The organism is Arthrobacter sp. zg-Y1143, assembly GCF_030125565.1.
In the GTDB taxonomy this organism is placed as follows: domain Bacteria; phylum Actinomycetota; class Actinomycetes; order Actinomycetales; family Micrococcaceae; genus Arthrobacter_B.
On the sequence record NZ_JASKLW010000001.1, the window covers coordinates 146,378 to 167,805 of the forward strand.

At 65.5% G+C, this 21,428-nt stretch carries 21 protein-coding genes and 1 pseudogene; 10 read left to right on the top strand and 12 right to left on the bottom strand.

Annotation, left to right across the window (positions count from 1 at the left end; all coding sequences use genetic code 11):
- Positions 1 to 144 precede the first annotated feature (144 nt).
- On the top strand, positions 145 to 1,143 hold the full coding sequence (locus QNN98_RS00790; RefSeq protein ID WP_283995969.1) for an SDR family NAD(P)-dependent oxidoreductase: 999 nt from the start codon (positions 145 to 147) through the stop codon (positions 1,141 to 1,143).
- A gap of 90 nt (positions 1,144 to 1,233) precedes the next feature.
- On the opposite strand, the gene QNN98_RS00795 is transcribed toward QNN98_RS00790, so the two are convergent.
- From QNN98_RS00795 to QNN98_RS00805, 3 genes are all read right to left on the bottom strand, one after another.
- The gene (locus QNN98_RS00795; RefSeq protein ID WP_227912392.1) at positions 1,234 to 1,701 is read right to left on the bottom strand and encodes an SRPBCC family protein; all 468 of its coding nucleotides are present in this window, start codon (positions 1,699 to 1,701) and stop codon (positions 1,234 to 1,236) included.
- 80 nt (positions 1,702 to 1,781) lie between these two features.
- Positions 1,782 to 4,298: a phosphoketolase family protein gene (locus tag QNN98_RS00800; RefSeq protein WP_283995970.1), complete on the bottom strand. Its 2,517-nt coding sequence runs from the start codon at positions 4,296 to 4,298 to the stop codon at positions 1,782 to 1,784.
- Between the two features lie 35 nt (positions 4,299 to 4,333).
- On the bottom strand, positions 4,334 to 6,979 hold the full coding sequence (locus QNN98_RS00805) for an ATP-dependent DNA ligase (protein WP_283995971.1): 2,646 nt from the start codon (positions 6,977 to 6,979) through the stop codon (positions 4,334 to 4,336).
- Positions 6,980 to 7,121: 142 nt separating this feature from the next.
- Here QNN98_RS00805 and QNN98_RS00810 point away from each other — a divergent pair, with 142 nt between their 5' ends.
- On the top strand, positions 7,122 to 8,633 hold the full coding sequence (locus QNN98_RS00810) for an SDR family oxidoreductase (protein WP_283995972.1): 1,512 nt from the start codon (positions 7,122 to 7,124) through the stop codon (positions 8,631 to 8,633).
- A gap of 163 nt (positions 8,634 to 8,796) precedes the next feature.
- Positions 8,797 to 10,020: a L,D-transpeptidase gene (locus QNN98_RS00815; protein WP_227912388.1), complete on the top strand. Its 1,224-nt coding sequence runs from the start codon at positions 8,797 to 8,799 to the stop codon at positions 10,018 to 10,020.
- On the opposite strand, the gene QNN98_RS00820 is transcribed toward QNN98_RS00815, so the two are convergent.
- The 4 genes from QNN98_RS00820 to soxR all read right to left on the bottom strand — a co-directional run bounded on the left by QNN98_RS00820 (position 10,017) and on the right by soxR (position 12,027).
- Positions 10,017 to 10,682 carry a pentapeptide repeat-containing protein gene (locus QNN98_RS00820; RefSeq protein ID WP_283995973.1) on the bottom strand — a complete coding sequence of 222 codons (666 nt, stop codon included), beginning with the start codon at positions 10,680 to 10,682 and terminating at the stop codon, positions 10,017 to 10,019. The genes QNN98_RS00815 and QNN98_RS00820 overlap by 4 nt on opposite strands.
- Positions 10,683 to 10,687: 5 nt before the next feature.
- The gene (locus tag QNN98_RS00825; protein WP_227925944.1) at positions 10,688 to 10,906 is read right to left on the bottom strand and encodes a PLDc N-terminal domain-containing protein; all 219 of its coding nucleotides are present in this window, start codon (positions 10,904 to 10,906) and stop codon (positions 10,688 to 10,690) included.
- Between the two features lie 88 nt (positions 10,907 to 10,994).
- Positions 10,995 to 11,513: a flavin reductase family protein gene (locus tag QNN98_RS00830; protein ID WP_227912385.1), complete on the bottom strand. Its 519-nt coding sequence runs from the start codon at positions 11,511 to 11,513 to the stop codon at positions 10,995 to 10,997.
- Positions 11,514 to 11,589: 76 nt separating this feature from the next.
- Entirely contained in the window at positions 11,590 to 12,027 is a 438-nt protein-coding gene (soxR, locus tag QNN98_RS00835) for a redox-sensitive transcriptional activator SoxR (protein WP_227912384.1), read from the bottom strand.
- 187 nt (positions 12,028 to 12,214) lie between these two features.
- On the opposite strand from soxR, the gene QNN98_RS00840 reads away from it, so the two are divergent.
- The 3 genes from QNN98_RS00840 to QNN98_RS00850 are packed head-to-tail and all read left to right on the top strand — an operon-like array spanning position 12,215 to position 14,475.
- Positions 12,215 to 13,237, top strand: a complete 1,023-nt coding sequence (locus tag QNN98_RS00840; RefSeq protein WP_283995974.1) for a hypothetical protein — start codon at positions 12,215 to 12,217, stop codon at positions 13,235 to 13,237.
- Positions 13,238 to 13,252: 15 nt separating this feature from the next.
- A complete protein-coding gene (gene ku / locus QNN98_RS00845; protein ID WP_283995975.1) occupies positions 13,253 to 14,170 on the top strand; it encodes a non-homologous end joining protein Ku in 918 nt (305 codons plus the stop codon).
- A gap of 5 nt (positions 14,171 to 14,175) precedes the next feature.
- Entirely contained in the window at positions 14,176 to 14,475 is a 300-nt protein-coding gene (locus tag QNN98_RS00850) for a hypothetical protein (RefSeq protein WP_227912381.1), read from the top strand.
- Positions 14,476 to 14,481: 6 nt separating this feature from the next.
- On the opposite strand, the gene QNN98_RS00855 is transcribed toward QNN98_RS00850, so the two are convergent.
- From QNN98_RS00855 to QNN98_RS00865, 3 genes are all read right to left on the bottom strand, one after another.
- Positions 14,482 to 14,721, bottom strand: a complete 240-nt coding sequence (locus tag QNN98_RS00855; protein ID WP_227925942.1) for a DUF2630 family protein — start codon at positions 14,719 to 14,721, stop codon at positions 14,482 to 14,484.
- Between the two features lie 73 nt (positions 14,722 to 14,794).
- Positions 14,795 to 15,358: a cysteine hydrolase family protein gene (locus tag QNN98_RS00860; protein WP_227912379.1), complete on the bottom strand. Its 564-nt coding sequence runs from the start codon at positions 15,356 to 15,358 to the stop codon at positions 14,795 to 14,797.
- 137 nt (positions 15,359 to 15,495) lie between these two features.
- Positions 15,496 to 15,999 carry a DUF4383 domain-containing protein gene (locus tag QNN98_RS00865; protein WP_227925941.1) on the bottom strand — a complete coding sequence of 168 codons (504 nt, stop codon included), beginning with the start codon at positions 15,997 to 15,999 and terminating at the stop codon, positions 15,496 to 15,498.
- Positions 16,000 to 16,127: 128 nt separating this feature from the next.
- On the opposite strand from QNN98_RS00865, the gene QNN98_RS00870 reads away from it, so the two are divergent.
- Together QNN98_RS00870 and QNN98_RS00875 are read left to right on the top strand one after the other, a co-directional pair.
- A complete protein-coding gene (locus QNN98_RS00870) occupies positions 16,128 to 16,925 on the top strand; it encodes an SDR family oxidoreductase (protein WP_229958562.1) in 798 nt (265 codons plus the stop codon).
- A gap of 1 nt (position 16,926) precedes the next feature.
- On the top strand, positions 16,927 to 18,411 hold the full coding sequence (locus QNN98_RS00875) for an FAD-dependent oxidoreductase (protein WP_283995976.1): 1,485 nt from the start codon (positions 16,927 to 16,929) through the stop codon (positions 18,409 to 18,411).
- Between the two features lie 215 nt (positions 18,412 to 18,626).
- Here QNN98_RS00875 and QNN98_RS00880 read toward each other — a convergent pair.
- A pseudogene (locus QNN98_RS00880) lies at positions 18,627 to 19,076 on the bottom strand (SRPBCC family protein); the annotation flags it as partial.
- Positions 19,077 to 19,341: 265 nt separating this feature from the next.
- Between QNN98_RS00880 and QNN98_RS00885 the strand changes: the two are divergent.
- Positions 19,342 to 19,839: a Dps family protein gene (locus QNN98_RS00885; protein WP_283995977.1), complete on the top strand. Its 498-nt coding sequence runs from the start codon at positions 19,342 to 19,344 to the stop codon at positions 19,837 to 19,839.
- Between the two features lie 68 nt (positions 19,840 to 19,907).
- Here QNN98_RS00885 and QNN98_RS00890 read toward each other — a convergent pair whose 3' ends face one another.
- Complete coding sequence (locus QNN98_RS00890; RefSeq protein ID WP_227912374.1) at positions 19,908 to 20,621, bottom strand: FadR/GntR family transcriptional regulator; 714 nt, start codon at positions 20,619 to 20,621, stop codon at positions 19,908 to 19,910.
- 215 nt (positions 20,622 to 20,836) lie between these two features.
- Between QNN98_RS00890 and QNN98_RS00895 the strand changes: the two genes are divergently transcribed.
- A complete protein-coding gene (locus tag QNN98_RS00895) occupies positions 20,837 to 21,355 on the top strand; it encodes a gluconokinase (protein WP_227912373.1) in 519 nt (172 codons plus the stop codon).
- Positions 21,356 to 21,428: the final 73 nt, after the last annotated feature.

The following is a 21,428-nucleotide window of genomic DNA, read 5'->3' on the forward strand; positions in this document are numbered from 1 at the left end:
TTGCGCCTTGATCTGCCGGAGAACTCCGGTAGTCTGACCTTACAGGCAACTTACACGTGTAACCCGCGAGATGGTCACACGCGTAAACGCCCGAATATCCCGCGGCCGCGTTGCACGGCCGCCCCCGATCGAAAGGACCGGCTCGTGGCAAACCAGCCCATCACCGCCCAGAACACCGTCCAGCAGTGGCTCGACCACCCGGCAGGCGGCCCCGCCATCCGCGGCATGCTCGCACAGGCCGGCAGCGACGAGTCCAGCCTGGGCCCGGCCCTGACCCTGAAGCTGCAGCAGCTGGTGGATCTGAGCCAGGGCCAGTTCCCGCAGGCCGCAGTGGATGAACTCGTCAAGGCAGCCAACGGCGGCGTAATGCCGGAGACCGAAGCAACCGTACTGCCCGCCGTTCCCGGCCGCTTCGAAGGCCGCACCATCATCGTCACCGGTGCCGGCTCCGGCATCGGCCGGGCCACTGCTGCCCGGATCTCCCGCGAGGGAGGGCGCGTCATTGCGGTGGACATTGCCGAGGGCCGGATCAACGAGCTCGCCGACGAGCTCGGTGAGTCCATCGTCCCGGTGGCAGCTGACCTGACCGACCTGTCCGCCGTCGAGCGCATCATTGCCGCCGCCGGCACCAGTATTGACGGCTTGGCCAACGTGGCCGGCATCAATGACGACTTCTCCCCGCTGCACGAGGTGTCCGATGCCATGTGGCAGAAGATCTTCGCCGTGAACGTGGACGGCCTGGTCCGCCTGACCCGCGCCGTGCTGCCCACCATGCTCGAAGCCGGCAAGGGCTCGATCGTGAACATCACCTCCGAAGCGGGCCTGCGCGGCTCCGCTTCCGGCGTCGCCTACACCGCGTCCAAGCACGCCGTTGTTGGCATCACCCGCAGCACCGCGTTTATGTATGCCCGTGAAGGCATACGCGTCAATGCCGTGGCCCCGGGCGGCGTAGCCACCGGCATTCCGATGGGCGGCAAGGTCAGCGAGTACGGCGAAGCCCGCCTCTCCCCGGCCCGCGTGAACATCCCCGGCCTGGCCTCGGCCGAGGACCTGGCAGCATCCATCACGTTCCTGCTCAGCGATGACGGCGTGAACATCAACGGCGCCATCCTGCCCTCCGACGGCGGCTGGTCCGCGGTCTAACACCCGGGCAGCAAACGACGGCGGCCGGTTCCCTTCGAAAAGGAAACCGGCCGCCGTCGTACTGTTATTTCGTGCTGCTATGCGGACCCGCTACGAACCGGAGACCGCGGCGGCGAGCTTGTTCAGCGATTCCTCCAGGTCATCCTTGGACACCATCGGGAAGGACACCTTTTTCAGGGTTTCCTTGTCCGTGACGTGGGACCAGTCGTAGGTCAGGGTGACTTCGGTGGAGTCGGCACCCTCGGCCTGCAGCTCCCATACCCACTGCCAACCCTTGGGCTCGGTGCCGGCCGGGGCGGTCTGCCAGGCCAGGATCTTGTTGTGGTCGTACCCGGTGACGTGGTTTTCCGTCTGGTAGTCGCCCATTTTTTCGTTGTGCATGTTCATGGTGAACACCTGGCCGGACGCGGTGATGCGGTCGGTCTTCTCATCCGAGACCACCATGCCGGAACCGTCCAGCTCGTGGTGGCGCTCGGGGTTGGACAACAAGTTGAAAATGTCCGCTGCCGAGGCATCGATGACCCGGGAAACTACAATGCTCGTCTGATCAGTGGTCAATGAACTCTCCTTCTGTGGATGGATCGTACTTTTCCACGGCGTGACGCCCGGTGCGGCGCCGCCGAAGCCTTGCTGCCGCCCTACCCCGGGGTGTCCTGCTCGGCTTCCTGCAGGTTCCAGCCGCTGATGTACGGCGGGTCCTGGCCTTCATCCCGGGTGTACTGGCGGGCACGTGCCCGTTCATCCTGCAGGTACTGCCGAAACGGTGCCTGTGTGGATCCCAGCGACGCTACCCGGTCCAGCACGTCTATGGCCAATTGGAACCGGTCAATCTGGTTCAGCATGGCCATGTCGAAGGGCGTGGTGGTGGTGCCCTCTTCCTTGTAGCCGCGCACATGCAGGTTCGCATGGTTGGTGCGCCGGTAGGTCAGCCGGTGAATCAGCCAGGGGTAGCCGTGATAGGCGAAAATGACCGGCTTGTCCGTGGTGAACAGGGTGTCGAAATCGCGGTCTGACAGCCCGTGCGGGTGCTCGCCCGGATCCTGCAGCCGCATCAGGTCCACCACATTGACCACCCGGATTTTCAGCTCCGGCAGATGCTCCTGCAGCAGCGCCGCAGCGGCCACGGTCTCGAGGGTGGGCACGTCGCCGGCGCACGCCATCACGACGTCGGGGTCGGACTTCGCGCCGGGACTGGTGTCCTCGCTGCCGGCGAAGTCCCAGACGCCGATGCCGCGCTCCACATGCAGGCGTGCGGTCTGCGGGTCCAGCCAGACCGGGGCGGGCTGCTTGCCGGAAACCACCACATTGACCCGGTCGCGGGTGCCCAGGATGTGCTCGGCAACGGCCAGCAGGGTGTTGGCGTCCGGCGGCAGGTAGACCCGGATAACGTCCGCCTTTTTATTCACCACGTGGTCAATGAAGCCGGGGTCCTGGTGCGAGAACCCGTTGTGGTCCTGCTGCCAGACGTGACTGGAGAGCAGGTAGTTCAGGGATGCGACGGGCTGGCGCCAGGACAGCGCGCTGCTGACCTTCAACCACTTGGCGTGCTGGTTGAACATCGAATCCACAATGTGGACAAAGGCTTCATAGCAGTTGAACACCCCGTGCCGGCCGGTCAGCAGGTAGCCCTCCAGCCAGCCCTCGCAGAGGTGTTCGGAGAGCACCTCTGCCACCCGGCCGCTGCGCGCCAGATGCTCGTCCAGCTGATCGATCCGCTGCTGCCAGGCCTTGTCCGTGACATCGTAGACGGCCTGCAGCCGGTTGGACGCAGTTTCATCCGGGCCGAAGATCCGGAAGTTGGACGGGTTCTTCCGGATGACCTCGCGCAGGTAACCGCCCAGGTTGAACATCGGACTGACCCGTTCTGAGCCCGGATGATCAATCTTCACCGCATGCTGCGCGTACTCGGGCAGGTGCAGGTCCTGCAGCAGCCGGCCGCCGTTGGCGTAGGGAGTGGAACTCATCCGCAGGTCACCGGCAGGTGCCAGGGCGGCGATCTCCGCCGCCAACCGCCCCTCGGCGTCGAACAGTTCCTCCGGCCGGTAGGAGCGCATCCAGTCCTGCAACTGGGCCAGGTGCTCCGGCTTCTCATGGATTTCGGACAACGGCACCTGGTGCGCCCGCCAAGTGCCTTCCACGGGCAGACCGTCCACTTCCTGCGGGCCGGTCCAACCCTTGGGCGAGCGGAACACGATCATGGGCCAGCGCGGGGCGTGCACTTCCCCGGTGTCCGCACCGGGCACATCCGGCGGCACCGCGGTGCGCTCCCCGCTGCGGTACTGCGCCTGGATGGCCGTGATTTCGGCCAGGCAGGTTTCCAGCACGGCCGCGAAGTCCTCGTGTGCCTGCTGCACCGCGGCCGGGTCCTCCACGGTGACCACGTACGGGCGGTAGCCGTAGCCCTCGAGCAGTTTCAGCAGCTGCTCCTCGGGCATCCGGGACAGGATGGTGGGGTTGGCAATTTTGTAGCCGTTCAGGTGCAGGATGGGCAGCACCGCGCCGTCCACGGCCGGGTCCAGGAAGCTGTTGGAATGCCAGCTGGCCGCCAGCGGCCCGGTTTCCGCTTCGCCGTCGCCAATGACGGTGGCCGCAATCAGGTCCGGGTTGTCGAACACCGCCCCGTAGGCGTGCGCCAGCGAATACCCCAACTCGCCGCCCTCATGGATGGAGCCCGGGGTTTCCGGCGCCGCATGGCTGGGTATTCCACCCGGGTAGGAGAACTGCTTAAAGAGGGTCCGCAGCCCCTCTTCGTCTTTCCCCACATGGCTGTAGATCTCGGAGTAGGTGCCTTCCAGCCACGCGTTGGCCACATTGGCCGGGCCGCCGTGGCCGGGTCCGGTGATGAACAGGACCTTGCGCTGCTGTTCGCGGATCAGACGGTTCAGGTGCGCGTAGATGAAGTTCAGGCCGGGTGTGGTGCCCCAGTGGCCCAGCAGCCGTGCCTTCACGTCTCCGCTTTCCAGGTCCCGGCGCAGCAGCGGGTTGTCGCGCAGGTAGATCTGCCCGACCGAGAGGTAGTTCGCCGCCCGCCACCAGGCGTCGACGCCGGCGAGGTCGCCGTCGTGGTGCGGTTCGGTGCCGGGGATGCGTTCGCTGCCGGGAACATGCTCCGGTCCGGAAGGATGGTCGGTTCCGGGAATGCTGCTGTCGGTCATGGTGCGGGTCCTTTCACTGGTGGGGAGGGCCGCGGCTACACGGTCTCCACCACGACGTCGGACGGTTTCTTATCCGGGCGCAGGCCGCGCCAGACGGGGTGGCGCAGCTTGCCGCTGCCGGTGCGCTCGGAGAAGGTCACTTCGCCCACCAGGGCCGGGCGCACCCACTGGGCATCCGAGGCATCCGCGCTGGGAACATCATCCAGGGGTGGGGTTTTGCGGGACATTTTCTTCAGCCGCGGGCCAATCAGTGCCAGGTCTTTTTCGCTCAGGCCCGAGCCGACCCGGCCGATGTATTTCAGGTACACGCCGTCCGGAATGGCCACCAAAAGGGAGCCGACCTTGTTCTGCCGGTTGCCCTGCCCCGGGCGCCAGCCCACCACCACCACTTCCTGGCTGAGCTGGTTTTTCAGCTTCACCCAGTGCTTCGAGCGCCGGCCCGGGGAATACGTACTGCTCCGCCGCTTGGCCATGACCCCTTCCAGGCCCAGTTCCTTGCTGGCGGCCACGGCCTCGTCCATGCCCATCTCCAGGGCCGGGGGTACCTGCAGATGTCCGTCCGGGGTGGCTTCCACGGCGGACTCGAGGATTTCCCGGCGCTGCTCGTAGCTGAGGTCCGCCAGGGACCGGCCGTCCAGCCAGAGCAGGTCGAAAACCATCAAGTGCACCGGCGTACGCTCGGCAGCCGCCGTAATTTCGCGGGGTTTGGTGAGGTGCATGCGCGGCTGCAGCAGCCCGAAGTCCGGGCGTCCGGCTTTGTTGAGTGCCACGATTTCAGCGTCCAGCACCGCCCGCTCCCCGAACAGGTGCGCGCTGAGATCCTGCAGTTCCGGATACGCAGCGGTCATGTCGTTGCCGTTGCGGCTGATCAGCCGCGTGCCTTCAGGAGTAACGGTGACGACGGCGCGGACACCGTCCCACTTCATCTCGAACGCCCAGTCCTCGTCGTCGTTGATTTCGGCGCGGGTACCCAGGGTGGCAAGCATCGGCTCGATAAGCGGGACCGAGGCATCCTCCGCGCCGCTGCCGTCCCCGGCCGGGACCGTCACTGCCGTTTCCGTGCCGGCAGCAGCAGCAGCAGCGGCGACGGCGGCCTGGGGCGTAGCGGGCTGGTCCGTCTCCCCCGGCTCTGCTTGGCGCTTCTCGCCGGGCTTGGGCTGGTCCGTCTCCCCCGGCTCTGCTTGGCCCTTCTCGCCGGGCTTGGGCTGGTCCTTCATCAGGTGGATCAGCCAATTGTTGTCGCCTTTGCCGCCGCCGGACCCGGTGTGGATCAGGGCGTAGCGCCGGTCCGCGGCACCTTCCCGGGCCAGGCCGCCGTCGGGCTGGCCGTGCAGCACCGCGATGACTTCCTTGCCGTCGCGCCATTTTTCCCGCTCGTAGGTGCCGTGATCCCAGATGGTCACATCGCCTCCGCCATATTCCCCCTTGGGAATATGTCCTTCAAAGCTCCCGTAATCCAGCGGATGGTCCTCGGTCTGCACCGCCAGGTTGTTCTTGCCGGACGTGGCAGGCGGCCCCTTGGGCAATGCCCAGGAGACCAGCACGCCGTCGTGCTCCAACCGGAAGTCCCAGTGCAGCCGGCGGGCGTGGTGTTCCTGGATTACAAAGCTGTTGCCCTCCGACGGCGTGGAGGGTTCCTCGGGAACCGGCTCGGGCGTCTTCGCGGCGTCGCGCATGCTGCGGTACTTGGTCAACCGGTCCGCGCCGGCCGTGGACCCGCCGCCGTCGGTTCCTGTCCCGGCTTCTTCGGTGGCCTCTTCCAGCGCCTCCTCGTCGAACGCGCCGCTTTCCATTCCCGCCAGCGGGTCCGGGCCGCTGCGGACCCGTTCCATCACCTGCTCGTAATCCAGCTGCGCCAAGTCCGGATCGTCGAGTTCCGACCAGGTCCGCGGGGCGGCGACCGTGGGATGGAACCGTCCGCGCAGCGAGTAGGGGCAGATGGTGGTTTTGTTGCCGTTGTTTTGGCTCCAGTCCACCAGCACCTTGCCCTTACGGAGCGTCTTTTTCATGTCGCTGACCACCAGGTCCGGGTGGTCCGCTTCCAGTGCACGGGCCAGCTCATGCGCCACGGCGTTGATCTCGTCGGAGTCCTGGCTGCCGTCCAGGGCCGCATACAGGTGGATGCCCTTGGACCCGCTGGTCACCGGGCGGGCATCCAGGCCCATGTCATTGAGGATGGCCCGCGCCAGCCGTGCCACTTCGGCACATTCGGCCAGCCCTGCACCGTCGCCAGGGTCGAGGTCCAGGACCATCCGGTCCGCGGCACCGATTTTTCCGCGCGGCCCGAACCGCCACTGCGGTACGTGGATTTCCAGGGCCGCGGACTGCGCCAGCCAGGTCAGTGTGGCCAGATCATTAACCACCGGATAGGTGTTCGTGTGGTCCTTGTGCTCAATCGGAAACCGCTTTACCCAGGATGGTGCGGAGTCTTCAATGTTCTTCTGGAAAAACACCTGCCCGGGATGCTCCGGCGTGCCCACGCCGTGCACCCAGCGTTTGCGGGTGGCGGCGCGGTTGCTCGAATGCGTCAGCATGTATTCGGCTACGGCGGAGTAGTAGGTGAGCACATCCGCCTTGGTGGTTCCCGTTGCGGGATACAGCACCTTATCCAGGTTGGTCAGGCGGAGCCGGTGCCCCTCCACACTGACGGTTTCCTGCTTGTTCCCTCCGCCTGTCGCCATGCCCCCTAGTCTTACCGGGATACGGAACAAACGCCAGTATTTCATCAGGGGGCTTATCAATCTGCCACCGGTTCGGGATGGTTTCGCGCAGAGCGTGCCGCAGCCCTGACTATCCGTGGCGGCCCCTGTGTATGTTGGAAAAATGACTGAACGCCAGCATGTCCTGGTTACCGGCGCCACCGGCTACATCGGCGGCCGCCTGGTGCCGCTGCTGCTTGAAGACGGACACCGGGTCCGGGTGCTGGCCCGCTCCCCGGAAAAGCTCTCCGATGTGCCGTGGGCGTCCGACGTCGAGGTGGTCAAGGGGGACCTCTCGGACCGCGATTCCACCGCCGCCGCGTTCGAGGGCATCGACACCCTATATTTCCTGGTGCATTCGATGGCCTCCGGGAAGGGGTTCAGCGACCAGGAGTCGGCGATTGCCCATCTGGTGGCCGAGACGGCAGCGGAAGCGGGCGTGAAGCGGATTGTGTACCTCGGCGGCCTGCATCCCGAGGGGGAACTGTCTCCCCACATGAAATCCCGCACCGAGGTGGGGCGGATCCTCCTGGAAGGCGAGGTGCCGGCGGTGGTCTACCAGGCCGGCGTCGTCATCGGCTCAGGCTCCGCGTCCTTCGAGATGATCCGGCACCTGACCGAAACCCTGCCCGTGATGCCGGCGCCCAGCTGGGTGCGGCGCCGGATTGAACCGATTGCCGTCCGGGACGTGCTGCATTACCTGGTGCGGGCCGTGGATATTCCCGCCGAAGTGAACCGGACCTTCGATATCGGCTCGCGCGAGGTCCTCACCTACGCGGAGATCATGAACGGCTACGCCGAAGAGGCCGGGCTGCCCCGCCGGCGCATTTACGCCCTGCCGCTGCCGGCACCGCGGCTGGCGGGTATGTGGGTGGCGCTGGTGACCCCTATTCCACGTGCCATGTCCCTGCCGCTGGTGGAATCCCTGCAGCACGACGCCGTGGCCAAGGAACACGACATTGACCAGTACGTGCCACAGCCCGACGGCGGGCTGACGAGCTACCGCGACGCCGTGAAACGAGCGCTGGGCAGGGAAAAGCGGGGCGAGGTGGAAACCACGTGGGCCAATGCCTCAGCCTCTGCCGACCTGGCCTCCGACCCCCTCCCCAGCGACCCGGACTGGGCGGGCCAAACGGTGTACGTCGACTCCCGGGAGCGCCGGGCCGCGGTGGACCCGGCAGCGGTGTGGCAGGTCATCGAAGGTGTGGGCGGGCGCAACGGCTGGTATTCGCTGCCCATGGCCTGGGCCATCCGCGGGGTGCTGGACAAAACCGTGGGCGGAGCCGGTTTGACCCGGGGCCGGCGCAATCCGACCACTTTGTACACCGGGGACGTGGTGGACTGGTGGCGGGTGGAACTGCTGGAGCGCGGCACGTTGCTGCGGCTGCGGGCCGAGATGCGGGTACCGGGCAAGGCCTGGCTGGAGATGCGGGTGGACCCGGACGGCCACGGCGGCAGTGTCTACCGGCAGCGCGCCATTTACTTCCCCAAGGGGCTGGCAGGGAAAATGTACTGGTGGCTGATCGCCCCGTTCCACGGACTGATCTTTCCCTCCATGGCCAGGAACATCACCCGGCAGGCCGCCCGGTTGGCCCAGCCTGCGGGACAGCCGGCGGGACAGCCGGAACCGGCTTAGGCCGCAGTTCTGTAACGCCTGTCCCGGCGGGGCACGGCATCGAATATCATCGGTAGAACAACGGGCACCGGCCAGCCGGGCCATACTTGTTGGCGCCGCCGGTGACACTTTTGAGCTGACGGCTTTTGACTATGAGGGGACCGCCGCAGTGCAGGAAAGCGCCGTGCAGGATAAGAAGAGCCGCAAGTGGGTAATTGCAGCCGCCGTTGCCGGTGTGCTGGTAGTAGGTGGCGGCATCGGCGCTGCCTACGCAAACGGTGTCTTCGACCCGTCTGCCGATGAAAGCTCCCCCGCAGCGGAAAGCCCGGCTTCACCGTCCGCCAGTGCAGCACCGGTATCCATCACAGCCACTCCCGCTGACGGTGCGGTTGCGGTCAATCCTGCAACCGCGGCAACCGTCACGGCCACCAACGCCGAAATTGAGTCGGTCAGCCTGAAGCCGGCCGCGGGCGGCCCGGCCATCCCCGGTGTCCTGTCCGGAGACAACACCGTCTGGACGGCGGACGCCCAGCTGGCGTTCGACACCACCTACGCGATGGATGTGGTGCTGACCGACCAGGCCGGCAAGGAAACCACCCGGTCGCAGAGTTTCGAAACGGTCAAGCCCGCTAATGAGGCCAACGCCTTTATGTACCCGCAGAACGCGGCCGACGTCGGCGTGGGACAGCCAATTGAAATCAACTTCAGCGAACCCGTAACCAACAAGGCCGCCGTGGAGCAGGCCATCAAGGTCAGCAGCACCTCCGGACAGGCCGGCGCCTTCTACTGGATCACCGACAACAAGGTCCGCTACCGTCCCGAGGCCTTCTGGGCACCCAACAGCTCCATCACGGTGGACATGCAGCTGTTCGGCGTGGACTTTGGCAACGGCATGATCGGCAACTTCAACGAAACCCGCACTTTCACCACGCACAACACCCGCCTGGCCGTGGTGGACAACTTCACCAAGACAATGCAGGTATTCATTGACGGCCAGCTGGTCCGTACTTTCCCCGTGACACTCGGCGAACCCACCTGGCCCTCCCCCAGCGGATACCAGGTAGTGGTCAGCCAACACGAGAAGCTGCCGTTCCGGGCCGAAAGCATCGGGCTGAAGCCGGGCGACCCGGATTACTACGAACCGTTCGATGCGTCTTGGGCCAGCCGCCTGACCAACAGCGGCGTCTTTGTCCACCAGGCGTTGAACGGCGCAGTAGGGGCCCTAGGCCGGATCAACGTTTCCCACGGCTGCGTGGGCATGTCCGCCGAAGGCGCCAAGTACTTCTATGACACCTTCGATGCCGGGGACGTGGTGCAGGTGCTGAACACCGAGGCCGGCCCCGTCTCGATTGATGACGGCTACGGCGACTGGAACATCCCCTGGGACCAGTACGCCGGACAGCCCTAGCTCTGAACCCGCAGGCCCAGCTGGGCCGCGAGGAGCGGAGCGAGCTGCAGCAGCTGCTCCTCATCCACGGTGAAGCCCTTCAGGCCGGCCAGCCCGGTGATGCTCCGCAGGGCGGATCCGCGCAGGTCCGCGTCCACAGCCGAGCCGCCGTTGCCCAGCAGCAGGCTGTCGATGCGGCAATCCCTGAAGGCCACGCGGTTCAGCCGGGCTCCGTCCAGGTCCAGCTCACCGATGATGCAGTTGGTGACCAGCACATTGGTCATGGTGCAGCCGCGCAGGTTCAGGTAGTCGATTTTGCCGCCGTCCACCCGAACGGAGTTCCAGCTGCCGCCGTACAGTTCAGCCGAACCCAGCCGGGGGTTGGTCAGTTCCACGTCCCGGAAAGTCGTCCGCGGCGCCCGGAACACCGGGGCATACAGGTTTTCCAGCAAGGTTTCCAGGAAACGGGCCGCCGTCAGGTCCGCGTCATCCAGGGACACCGAGACCAGGCTGCATTCGGAAAAGACCGCCCCGCGCAGTTCCAGTCCCGCGAACGATTCGCCCGTCCAGGCGGTCGCTTCCTGCTGGCTGCCCGCGGGCACGCCGGTTCCGTCGGCCAGATCCTGCAGCCGGAGGGGATCCACCAGCGGCGCTTTGGTTCCCGTACCGCTTCGCTGACGCACCACCGCTAGGCCTTGCGCCGGCCGAAGAGGAAATACGCCGCCGGGCCGGCGAAGTTAATCCCGCAGGCCAGGGTCCACAGGCTGCGGCTGCCGCGGATCAGGTCCGCGGGGCGTCGCCGGATGTCCCAGAGTGCCGCCGCTGCCAGCAGGATCTGGACGCCCGTCAGGACGCTCAACCCCTTTTTCTGCCCGCTGGTCAGGTCCTTCAACTTCTTTTTGGCCATGGCCGTGCCTTCCGTGGTTCGGTCCCGCGCAGGCACTTGCCGGCAGGGTGCTGAACCAATTATCCAGCCTTCCCGCCCGGGGTGGGGTTTACCCCAGGGCCGAGTGCGTGCCCAGGCGGTGGTAGGTGCGGTTGTGATAGACCAGCGGTTCCTGCCCGGGCGCTCCGGGGAGGATCTCGAGGACGGAAGCGGCAATGAGGATGGATCCGCCCACCGGGATCCGCCCGTCGATGCGGCAGCGCAGGGCCACGGGGGCCTCTTCCAGCAGCGGCTCCCCGCTGGGAAGGGTACGGGTACGGGTGGCGCCGAAACGGTCCGCCCCCGGCCGGGCGAACAGGGACGCCAGTTCCGCGTTTTCGGCGCCCAGGAGGTGCACGACGACGGTGCCGGACGAGGCAATGACCCCGGCGGTGCCCTGGGTGGAGGCAAGGGAGAAGGAAAGGATGGGCGGTTCGGCCGATACCGAGGAGACCGAGGAGGCGGTCAGCCCCACCGGGCCGCTGCCGCCGTCGGCCGTAATGATTGCCACGCCCGCAGGGTGCGCCCGGAAGGCGTCCTTGAATGCTTCCGTTACATTCCGCTCGCACAGAGCCGTATTCCGCGTCATTAGTGTCCTTCCGCAGACCAGCCCAGCGAGGGCATACTTCAACGGTAAAACCTCAACCAATGTTGAGGTCAAATCGTCAGACGTCGAAGGCCCTGGCGCCGGTGCCGCTGTCGGCTGAGGCGTCCTTGGGGTTAACGAACCGGCACTCCGCAAGGGAGAGGCAGCCGCAGCCTATGCAGCCGCCCAAGCGGTCGCGCAATGCCTGCAGGTGCCGGATGCGGAAGTCCAGTTCCTGCCGCCACGCGGCGGATAGCCGCTGCCAGTCTGCCTGGTCCGGCACTCCCTCCGGCGGCAGTTCCGCGAACGCACGGTTGATCACGGACAGCGGGATACCCGCCTGCTGGGCAGCCCTGATGACCGCTACGCGGCGCAGCACCGAACGGTCAAAGCGCCGCTGGTTGCCCTGGGTCCGCCTACTGGAGAGCAGGCCTTGGCGCTCATAGAAGTGCAGGGCCGAGACGCTCACGCCGCTGCGTTCAGCTACCTGCCCCACCGACAGTTCGCGGCGTTCCATTCCAGCCTCGGGTGCTCCGTTTTCGGGTGCGGGACTTTCCGCCGGCCCGTGGTTTGCGGTCCCGCTACTTGCCGCTCCGTTGTTGGTCACAGCCTCGCCTTCCTGACTGGATCCATTATCCGCCCCCGTGCGCGGCGGAACGGTTACTGGCGCAGGGGTGCCCTGCGTGTGAAAGTATCCCCAACGCGTGAAAGCATCCGTTCCTCCGCTGTCCGCCCGTTCCCCCGCGGGCCGGCGGGGACGGCTGAAGCCCGGCGCAGCAGAGGAGACCGCCATGGACCCCGTCACCGTAGGACCGGCCGAAAAACCCGGAACCCTCGTTTACCTGCCCGGGACCGGACGGACCAATCCGCAGCTGGCGGACCGGATCCGGGAGCAGCTCGCTGCCGTTCCGGGTTTGTCGGACTACTCCGTGCTGACCGTTGACTGGGCAGCCGATGCCGCAGAGGACGTCAGTTCCGTTCCGGCCCTGCCGCCGCGGTACGCCGCGGAAGACCCGCCAGCACAGGCCGATGCCTCCTTGGCGCTGGCGCTGTTCGGCATGCAGGTGGGCGCCGGGGATCCCCTGCGCCGGGCAACGGTTGCCGGGGCGCCGCCGGCTGCACCGGAAGCTGCCCTGCTGGGACATACACTCCAGGACCTGGTACTGGATGTGCTCACCGATGCTGCGGTGCGGCACCGGATTCGACTGACCGATGCGGCCGGTGAATTCTTCAGCAAAATAGCCTTCTACCTGCGCCGGGGGGAAACGGCGCGTGCCGTCACCGCGGAAGCCCTCGGCAGCGTCAGCCAGGACGCGCCCGTGGTGCTGTTCGCCCACAGCCTGGGCTCGGTGGCCGCCGTCGACCTGCTCTGTGCCCCCGAATCCGGCCGCTTCCGGACGGACCTGCTGGTCACTGTGGGGTCGCCGGCACCGTGGTTCTTCCTCCTGGATGCCCTGGCCTATCTGGGGCCCCGGCGCGGCGGCGACGGCCCGGGAATCCCCTGGCTGAATATCTGGGATGGGCGCGACCTGCTCGCCTTTTGCGCCGAACAGGTCTTCGCCGGGCGTGGGATGACGGTCACGGACCGCGAGGTGGGCTCCGGGCAGCCGTTTCCCGAGTCCCACAATGCCTATTTTTCGGACCCCCGGGTGTACCGGCTGATCCGGGAGCATCTTGAGCAGGGACAGCCCGGGCAACCCCGCTCTGGCAACGGCACCGGAGTTTAGTGTTCACTGGACTACATGAGAGCGATCTGGAAAGGCGCCATTGCGTTTGGGCTGGTCAACGTGCCGGTTAAGGTTTATGCCGCCACCGAAGACCACGATGTAAGCCTGCACCAGGTACACGGCAAAGACGGCGGACGCATCCGCTACCAGCGCCGGTGCGAAATATGCGGCGAGGTGGTGGAGTACAAGGACATCGCCAAGGCCTACGACGACGGCGAGCAGACGGTGGTCCTCAGCGACGAGGACCTGGCATCCCTTCCCGTGGAGAAAAGCCGCGAGATCGACGTCGTCGAATTCGTGCCCAGCGAGCAGGTGGATCCCATCCTGTTCGACCGGACGTACTACTTGGAACCGGATTCGAAATCGACCAAGTCCTACGTACTGCTGCGCCGCACCCTGGAAGACACGGACCGCACGGCCATTGTGCAGTTCTCCCTTCGCCAGAAAAGCAGGCTGGGCGCCCTGCGCGTCCGCGGCGACGTGCTGACCCTGCAGACGCTGCTCTGGGAGGACGAGGTCCGCGAAGCCGCTTTCCAATCGCTGGACGAGAAGGTGCGGATTTCCGCCAAGGAACTCGAGATGTCCTCGGCCCTGGTGGATTCCTTCAGCTCAGACTTCGACCCGTCCGAGTTCACTGACGACTACCAGGAACAGCTCAAGACCCTTATAGATGCCAAGCTCGAACAAGGCGACTCTCTCGACACCGGGGAAACCTTCGGGGAAGAATCCGAAGACGAAGGCGGAAAGGTGCTGGACCTGATGGAAGCCCTGCGCCGCAGCGTGGAGAAAAACCGGGACAAAAAGACCGGCAAGGGCACCAAATCCGACAGTACAAAATCAGCCAGCAACAAGTCCGACGGCGCCGGAAAGGCTCCGGCCAAGGCAAAGTCCCCAACCACCAAGAGCTCTGCTAAAACCAGGAAAGGCGCCTGAATACGATGGCATCGCCCAATTTCTTCACGGACAAGTTCGGCCGGCAGACAGTTTTCGAGGTACCCAACGCTCCGCTGATCGGCTGGGGGGTGTTTGGGCTGGCGTCACTGATGGCGCTGACGCCCCGCAATGCTGATCTGTTCAAGACCCTCAGTAAAGGCAGCCTGGTCCTCTGGGCGCTGGGCGAGGCCCTCCGCGGCCAAAGCGGATTCCGGCGCAGCGTCGGAGCGGCTACCCTGTTCCGGCAGCTGATGCCGGCTTCGAGCGACCATGCGAAAAAGAAGCCGGCTCGCGCGAAGGCCTGAAAGCCTTTACTGCCGGTAGCCCTCAACCTCGCCCACCGGGCGGGCCTGGGCCTCATCCGGGTTCTGCCCGGCGTCCATCTTGGCGCGCCGCTGGCGGAGGAGGTCCCAGCACTGGTCAAGCTGTTCCTCCACCCGGCGCAGTTGCTCGGCGTGCTTCTCCGGTTCTGCGGCGGGGTCCGCTTCGCGCAGGGACTGTTCCTGCTCTACCAGTTCCGCGATCCTGTGCTGAATCTCCAGTGCATCCATGCCCCTACGCTAACCGGCCCGGGCCGTCGAATTCCAGCCCGGACCGGTGCCCGCAAGGGAATAGCGGAGATGCCTAGGATTCGTTGCTGTTGAAGAAGTCCTTGAGGTCAGCGTTGCTCTGAACCGGCTGGCGGTACTCGTCGGAAAGCATCCTCAGGATCGCTTCCTCGTATTCCTCGTTGGTGGAGGCGAGTGCTTCCCGGGCAAAACGGACCCGGAAGTTATTCGCGAAGGCGTCAGCGGCGGTCTGCGCCACACAATTGTGGGTTGCGACGCCGGCCAGCACCAGCGTCTGGACATCCCAGTTCCGCAGGCGCAGCAGGACGTCGGTGCCCACGAAGGCGCTGTCGCGGGTCTTCACCAGCCGCGGCAGGTCGGCGTGATCCAGGCCGGGGACAAAGTCTGCCTGCTCGCTCCCGCTGAAAATGAAGCCCTGGTCATCATCGAGCATGCTCAATGTCCAAGTGGACTTGTCCCGCTCGTGCTCCGTGCAGACCATCAGGACGGGGACCCCGGCAGCTTTCGCCAAGCCAATGAGCTCATTGGTTTTTTCAACAACCCGTTCCTGGTGCTTCTGCAGGGCAGGGCTCTCGAAGTAGGCATTCTGCATGTCAATGACCATTAGTGCGGCGGACAAACCAGGTTCCTTTCGCAACGGGCCGCCCGGTGCGGGCGGTGTCTGCATCCAGTCTGCCAGCACCCCGCCGCCGGGCACCAAATGGCCGCTGCGGTCCCGCCGGGGCCGGTCCTGCCGTTGTCCCTGGGCTGTCCGGATCAGTTCGGGATCGAGCCCTCGCCTGGGTTGCCACTGCTGCGGTACGTCCGGTTGTCGGTCCGCCGGCCAAGGAAGATGCCCAGCAGGATCATCAGCACCGCCAGGATTACGTGCAGCCAGTTGTCCGCGGTGTTAAGGGGGACAAAGTTCGCTGACGTGTCGAACGGAACCAGGAGCCCATAGATAAAGAGCAGGGCGTAGAGGATACCCGCACCGACCAGGTAAAGCTTCGCCGAGGAATTGGACCGGGCCATGGCCAGGCCCGCAAAGCCCAGCAGCATGTGGACTACGTTGTGGAGTACCGACACCTGGAAGATACCCAGAAGCGTTGCCTCGGAGGTGTAACCGGCAAAGTAGAGCTGGCTGTAATTGGCGGTCAAACCCGGAATGAAGCCCAGGACACCAATCAGCAGGAAAACAATTCCGAAGGCAATTGCCGCTTTCTGCGCGCTGGTCCGGCGGGCCGAAAGACCGCCGCCGGAGCTGTAACTGGGGTATGCCATGATGACTCCTCTGCACCGCGGCACCGGGGACCGGACCGGGAGGATTAGGTAATCAGGACTTTAAACTGTTGCACAATTGGGGCAAGGTGGGAAGCATACTGACTTTCCACGACCACGAGGGGGTACCAATGAGCTTTGAGCCGAAAACGGCCATCGTGACCGGGTCTGATTCCGGGATAGGACGCGCCACGGCTGTCGCGCTGGCCAAAGCCGGAATGGATGTGGGAGTGACCTGGCATTCCGATGAGCAAGGAGCCAGGGACACGGCGGAAGAGATCCGATCGCACGGCCGCAACGCCGTCGTCGCGCGTCTGGACACCACGGACCTGCCCGGCTGCGCCGATGTCGTGGATGCACTGGCGGAGCAGCTGGGCGGGTTGGACGTTTTTGTCAGCAACGCCGGCACCGGTGACGGGCAGAAGTTCCTTGACCTGGCCTATGACGCGTGGCGCACCACCGTGGACACAAACCTCAGCGGGGCCTTTGTGTGCCTGCAGCGGGCAGCGCAGCGGATGGTCGCGGCCGGCAACGGCGGCCGGCTGATAGCTGTCACCAGCGTCCATGAGGTGCAGCCCCGCGTGGGCGCCGCCGCCTACACCGCCTCCAAGCACGGTCTGGGCGGCCTGATGAAAACCATCGCGCTGGAACTGGGCAGCTACGGGATTACCGCGAATTCAGTGGAGCCGGGTGAAATCGCCACTCCCATGACGGATCAGGAAGACACCGATCCGCGGAGCGAGGACCGCCCCGGCATTCCCCTCGGCCGTCCCGGTGATGCCCGCGAAATCGCCGACGTTGTCGCTTTCCTGGCTTCGCCGGCGTCGTCCTACGTCACCGGCGCTTCGTGGGCCGTCGACGGCGGCATGCTCCAAATGGGCCCGCAGGGCGGCTCCCACATCACCTCATCAGAATGGCGGGAAGGCTGACATGTTATCCCTTTGGCTCGACTCCGCACCCGCCATCCCCTCCGGCCCGTTTGAACCCGGGGCCGCCTACGACACCGTGGTTGTAGGTGCCGGCCTGACCGGCCTGACCACCGCAGCACTGCTGGCCCGCAGCGGCCAGAAGGTGGTGATCCTGGAAGCCCGGACGGTGGGCGCCGTTACCACCGGCAACACCACGGCAAAGCTCTCACTGCTGCAGGGGACCATCCTCTCGGGGATCACCTCGCATCACAACGCCGAAATTGCCGGGCAGTACGTGGAAGCTAACCGGCAGGGACAGAGCTGGCTGCTGCGCTTCTGCGACGAGAACGGCATCAGGTACGAGACCCGCGACGCGTACACCTATGCCACCACCGAACAGGGGCGGAAGTCCCTGCTCAAGGAACAGGAAGCCGCCCGGGCGGCGGGCCTGGACGTTGAACTGACCGAGGACACAGAGCTGCCCTATGAGGTCACGGGGGCGCTGCGGCTGACCGGCCAGGCGCAGATCCATCCCCTGGAAGTGTTGGCCGGGCTGGCTCAGGATTACCGCGCTCACGGGGGAACACTGGTAGAGGGCGTCCGGGTGACCGGGGCCAAACACCAGGAGGGGGCCGGAATCACGGTACTGACCGGACAGGGCGAGGTTAGTGCCCGGAACCTCGTGCTGGCCACCGGCATTCCAATCCTGGACCGCGGCGGCTACTTCAGTGTCCTGAAGCCCGAACGGTCCTATGCCGCGGCGCTGCCCGTCACCGGCGCGGTGCCCCAGGGTATGTACCTGTCGGTGGATTCCCCCACCCGCTCGCTCCGGACCGCCGAGGTGGACGGCATGTCCTACCTGCTCGCCGGCGGCAACGGACACACCGTGGGGCGGAAGAAAAACACCCAGGAGCTGGTCGATGACCTGGTGGGGTGGACCGTGGAGAACTTCGAAGTGGGCACCGCAGCGAGCTACGCCTGGTCGGCGCAGGACTACGCGCCGGCGCGGAGCCTTCCCTACGTGGGCCAACTGCCGCTGATGGGCGCCAACATCTATGCCGCCACCGGCTACAACAAGTGGGGCATGACCAACGCGGTTGCCGCCTCACTGGCCCTGAGCGCGGAAATCCTGGGCGGCGAGAACCCGTGGGCAAGGGAACTGTACAAGCCCCGGGTCGCACCGCTGGATGCCGCCTCCACCCTGCGGGACAACGCCGAAGTGGGACTGGAAATGCTCACCGGCTGGGCATCCGGGCTGGCCCGGAGCACGGACACCGCTCCGCCGGAGGGGCAGGGTGTGGTTGCCCGGGAGAACGGCAAGCCCGTGGGCATCTGCACGGTTCGCGGAGAAACCAGCCGGGTATCGGCGGTGTGCCCGCACTTGAAGGGCGTCCTGAACTGGAACGATGCTGAACAGTCCTGGGACTGCCCGCTGCATGGTTCGCGCTTCAGCGCCCAAGGCGCGCTGCTCGAAGGGCCTTCCGTGAAGGATCTTGACCCGGCCTGACCTGTCCGGCCGGTTAAGCCAAAAACTGCGGATGCCGTACCGGCATCCGCAGTTTTTGTGTCCGGCTAGAAGCCGGCGCGGGGACCGCCCGATTCGGGATCGTCCATGGCCGGATCGGCTTCCGGCGCGGCAGCAAGGCGTTCGGTGCTGGTGGAGGCTGCCGGAGCGGCGGGCGCCGCGGCGGGACCACCGGAACCCGTGGCAGCGTTTCCTGGTGCGTCCACGTTGCCGCGCCAAGAACCGGTCTCTGACCCGCGGCTTTCAATGAATTCCTTGAAGCGTTTAAGATCGGACTTCACCTGCCGGTCATCGGCTCCTACGGCGGAGCCCAGCTTTTCGACCAGGGTTTCCGGGTCCCAGTCCAGCTGCACGGTGACCCGGGTCTGGGCATCGCCCAACCGGTGGAACGTGACGACGCCGGCGTGGGACTTGCCGTCCGTGCTCTTCCAGGCGACGCGCTCATCCGGATGCTGTTCGGTGATCTCGGCGTCGAACTCCCGCTCCGTGCCGCCGATCTTGGTCACCCAGTGGTTGGTGGTGTCCGAAAGCTGGGTAATCGAGATTACGCCGTTCATGAAGTGCGGGAACGACTCAAACTGGGTCCACTGGTTGTAGGCAGTGGTTACCGGTACTGCTACGTCGATTGACTCTTCTACGGTGGTCATATTGTCCCTCCGGTAGTGCGAATCCTGCCTCTGGCCGGGCCCCTTTACCAGCAGCCCCGTTCTCCTCACCGTACACAGCAGCACCAACCGGTTCAAGCGGAAGGTAAGGTTGCTTATATTGGCATCTGCGGGTTCCGCAGGTTCTGGTCCGGCACGGCGGCCCGGGTTAGGGTGGGAAGCGATCCACCCGCCGGCGCACCGGAACCGGAACCGGCATCCCGGCAGGTGCAGAAGTACTCATTTTTCGTCACCATCGGAGGAAAACATGAAGGCATCAGAAAAGCTGGCCACAAACCTGCAGGCGGTCCTGGTCGATATGATCGAACTGCATCTGCAGGGCAAGCAGGCCCACTGGAACGTGGTGGGCAAGAACTTCCGCGACCTGCACCTGCAGCTGGACGAAATCATCGAAGACGCACGTACCTTTACCGACGAGCTGGCGGAACGGATGCGCGCACTTTGGGCCGTTCCGGACGGCCGCAGCGCAGCCGTCGCTTCGGGCACCACCCTGCCGCCGTTCCCCGCCGGCCTCGTGGACACCCGCGACACCGTGACGCACGTGGTGGCGATGCTGAACGCCGTCGTCAAGACCATGCGCGACGTCCACGACCAGGTGGATGAAGAGGATCCGACCACCGCCGACATCCTGCACGGCTTCATTGCCAAGCTGGAGCAGTACGCCTGGATGGTGGATGCCGAAAACATCTCCGCCACGGCACAGGTGGTAACGCCCGAGGACAGCAACCTCGAGGCCACCCGCTAAGCACTGGTTCGCTGAGGACCCGCGCCGCCGTTCCCACGGAGGTGCGGGTCTTTTGCATTCCCGGCCGGTCAGCCTGAGACGGCCAGGCGCACTTCCTCCAGCAGTCCGGCCATATGCGCCAGCGCAGCGGCGTCGTCGCCGCCGGCAACCGCTGCGGCCACCAGGGCATGCCCGCTCAACGCTTCCTCGGTGGGGTGCGGCGGCATCATTTTGTGGATGGTGCGGCCGGTCAGGACCGCGGCAACCACTTCCTGCAGCGAAGCGAACATATCGTTGCCGCTGGCGCGCAGCAACAGTGTATGGAATTCAATATCAGCCTGCAGGAAACCTTCCAGTTCCCCGGCTTCGCCCAGCCGGCGCAGCTCTGCCGCGAGTTCCACCAAGCGCGCCCGGTCGACGTCGGAGGCCCGGCGGGCGGCGCCCGCGGCAGCCACTGGTTCCACACCCACCCGCAGTTCAGTCAGGGTCCGGAACTGCTCCGTCCTCCCCGGACCCTGCAGCCGCCACTTAATGACGCGCGGATCAAACACGTTCCACAACCCGGGTTCCAGAACCACAATGCCCACGCGGCGCTTGGAGTACACCAGGTTCATCGATTCGAGGATCCGCATGCAGTCCCGAACCACGGTCCGGGAAACACCGAATTCCTGCTGGAGTCCTTCCAGGGTCAGCCGGTCCCCCGGCATCAGTACGCCGGACACTATGTCCTGCCCCAGCACCTCTATGATTCTGCCGTTCAGGACCACCGCTGCTTGGGGAGCGGGTGCGGCGCGTTCACTCATGTCTGCATCATTCCTGTTATATTCCGTACACGGCATCAATTGGCATTGCGGGCTGCACACAACCCCAAAAGACGGATCGATGCCGCAGACCTCGCTTCACCCTAGTTGTCCAGTGCTCCTCCCCATAGCGTCGCGGCGTTTGGTGATACCTTTGTGACGAATTGCTTTCAGCATTCACAAAACCCTCGACAACGGCGTCCTCCAAGGAGTTGGAAATGGCCTCCACCGCTCAGCACCTCGTGATTATGGGTGTTTCCGGCTCCGGTAAAACCACCATCGCCAATCTGCTCTCCAAGCGGCTCGGCTGGATCGCCGCCGAGGCCGATGAATTCCATCCCCCGGCCAACATTGCCAAGATGTCCGCTGGAACCCCGCTGGACGATGAGGACCGCTGGCCGTGGCTGTATTCGATCAGGGACTGGATGGGCACCCAGGCCGGCAACGGCCGGTGCACCATCGTGACCTGCTCGGCCCTCAAACGGACCTACCGCGACGTGCTCGCCCAGGCGCCCGGCACCGTCCATTTCGTCCATCTGGACGGCAGCAGTGAAGTGCTGGAAGAACGCATGAAAACCCGCAGCGGCCACTTCATGCCGCCCTCTCTGCTGCCGTCCCAGCTGAGCACCCTGGAGCCGCTGGCACCGGACGAAGACGGCCTCCGCCTGGACATCACTTCGTCTCCGGCGGAAATAGTGGACACGGTACTGCGGCACCTGGGGTACGCCGTCGCCTGAGGCGCCATCGTCACGGCGGCGTCGCCGTGAACCGCTGCCGCCCGAAACCGTGGAAAAATAGAAAGCTTTCTAT

Excerpts from the sequence above, each read along its gene's own strand:
- QNN98_RS00800 (WP_283995970.1), bottom strand. The coding sequence starts at position 4,298 with ATGACCGACAGCAGCATTCCCGGAACCGACCATCCTTCCGGACCGGAG.
- QNN98_RS00805 (WP_283995971.1), bottom strand. The coding sequence starts at position 6,979 with ATGGCGACAGGCGGAGGGAACAAGCAGGAAACCGTCAGTGTGGAGGGG.
- QNN98_RS00810 (WP_283995972.1), top strand. The coding sequence starts at position 7,122 with ATGACTGAACGCCAGCATGTCCTGGTTACCGGCGCCACCGGCTACATC.
- QNN98_RS00825 (WP_227925944.1), bottom strand. The coding sequence starts at position 10,906 with ATGGCCAAAAAGAAGTTGAAGGACCTGACCAGCGGGCAGAAAAAGGGG.
- QNN98_RS00830 (WP_227912385.1), bottom strand. The coding sequence starts at position 11,513 with ATGACGCGGAATACGGCTCTGTGCGAGCGGAATGTAACGGAAGCATTC.
- soxR (WP_227912384.1), bottom strand. The coding sequence starts at position 12,027 with ATGGAACGCCGCGAACTGTCGGTGGGGCAGGTAGCTGAACGCAGCGGC.
- ku (WP_283995975.1), top strand. The coding sequence starts at position 13,253 with ATGAGAGCGATCTGGAAAGGCGCCATTGCGTTTGGGCTGGTCAACGTG.
- QNN98_RS00850 (WP_227912381.1), top strand. The coding sequence starts at position 14,176 with ATGGCATCGCCCAATTTCTTCACGGACAAGTTCGGCCGGCAGACAGTT.
- QNN98_RS00855 (WP_227925942.1), bottom strand. The coding sequence starts at position 14,721 with ATGGATGCACTGGAGATTCAGCACAGGATCGCGGAACTGGTAGAGCAG.
- QNN98_RS00865 (WP_227925941.1), bottom strand. The coding sequence starts at position 15,999 with ATGGCATACCCCAGTTACAGCTCCGGCGGCGGTCTTTCGGCCCGCCGG.
- QNN98_RS00870 (WP_229958562.1), top strand. The coding sequence starts at position 16,128 with ATGAGCTTTGAGCCGAAAACGGCCATCGTGACCGGGTCTGATTCCGGG.
- QNN98_RS00875 (WP_283995976.1), top strand. The coding sequence starts at position 16,927 with ATGTTATCCCTTTGGCTCGACTCCGCACCCGCCATCCCCTCCGGCCCG.
- QNN98_RS00885 (WP_283995977.1), top strand. The coding sequence starts at position 19,342 with ATGAAGGCATCAGAAAAGCTGGCCACAAACCTGCAGGCGGTCCTGGTC.
- QNN98_RS00890 (WP_227912374.1), bottom strand. The coding sequence starts at position 20,621 with ATGAGTGAACGCGCCGCACCCGCTCCCCAAGCAGCGGTGGTCCTGAAC.
- QNN98_RS00895 (WP_227912373.1), top strand. The coding sequence starts at position 20,837 with ATGGCCTCCACCGCTCAGCACCTCGTGATTATGGGTGTTTCCGGCTCC.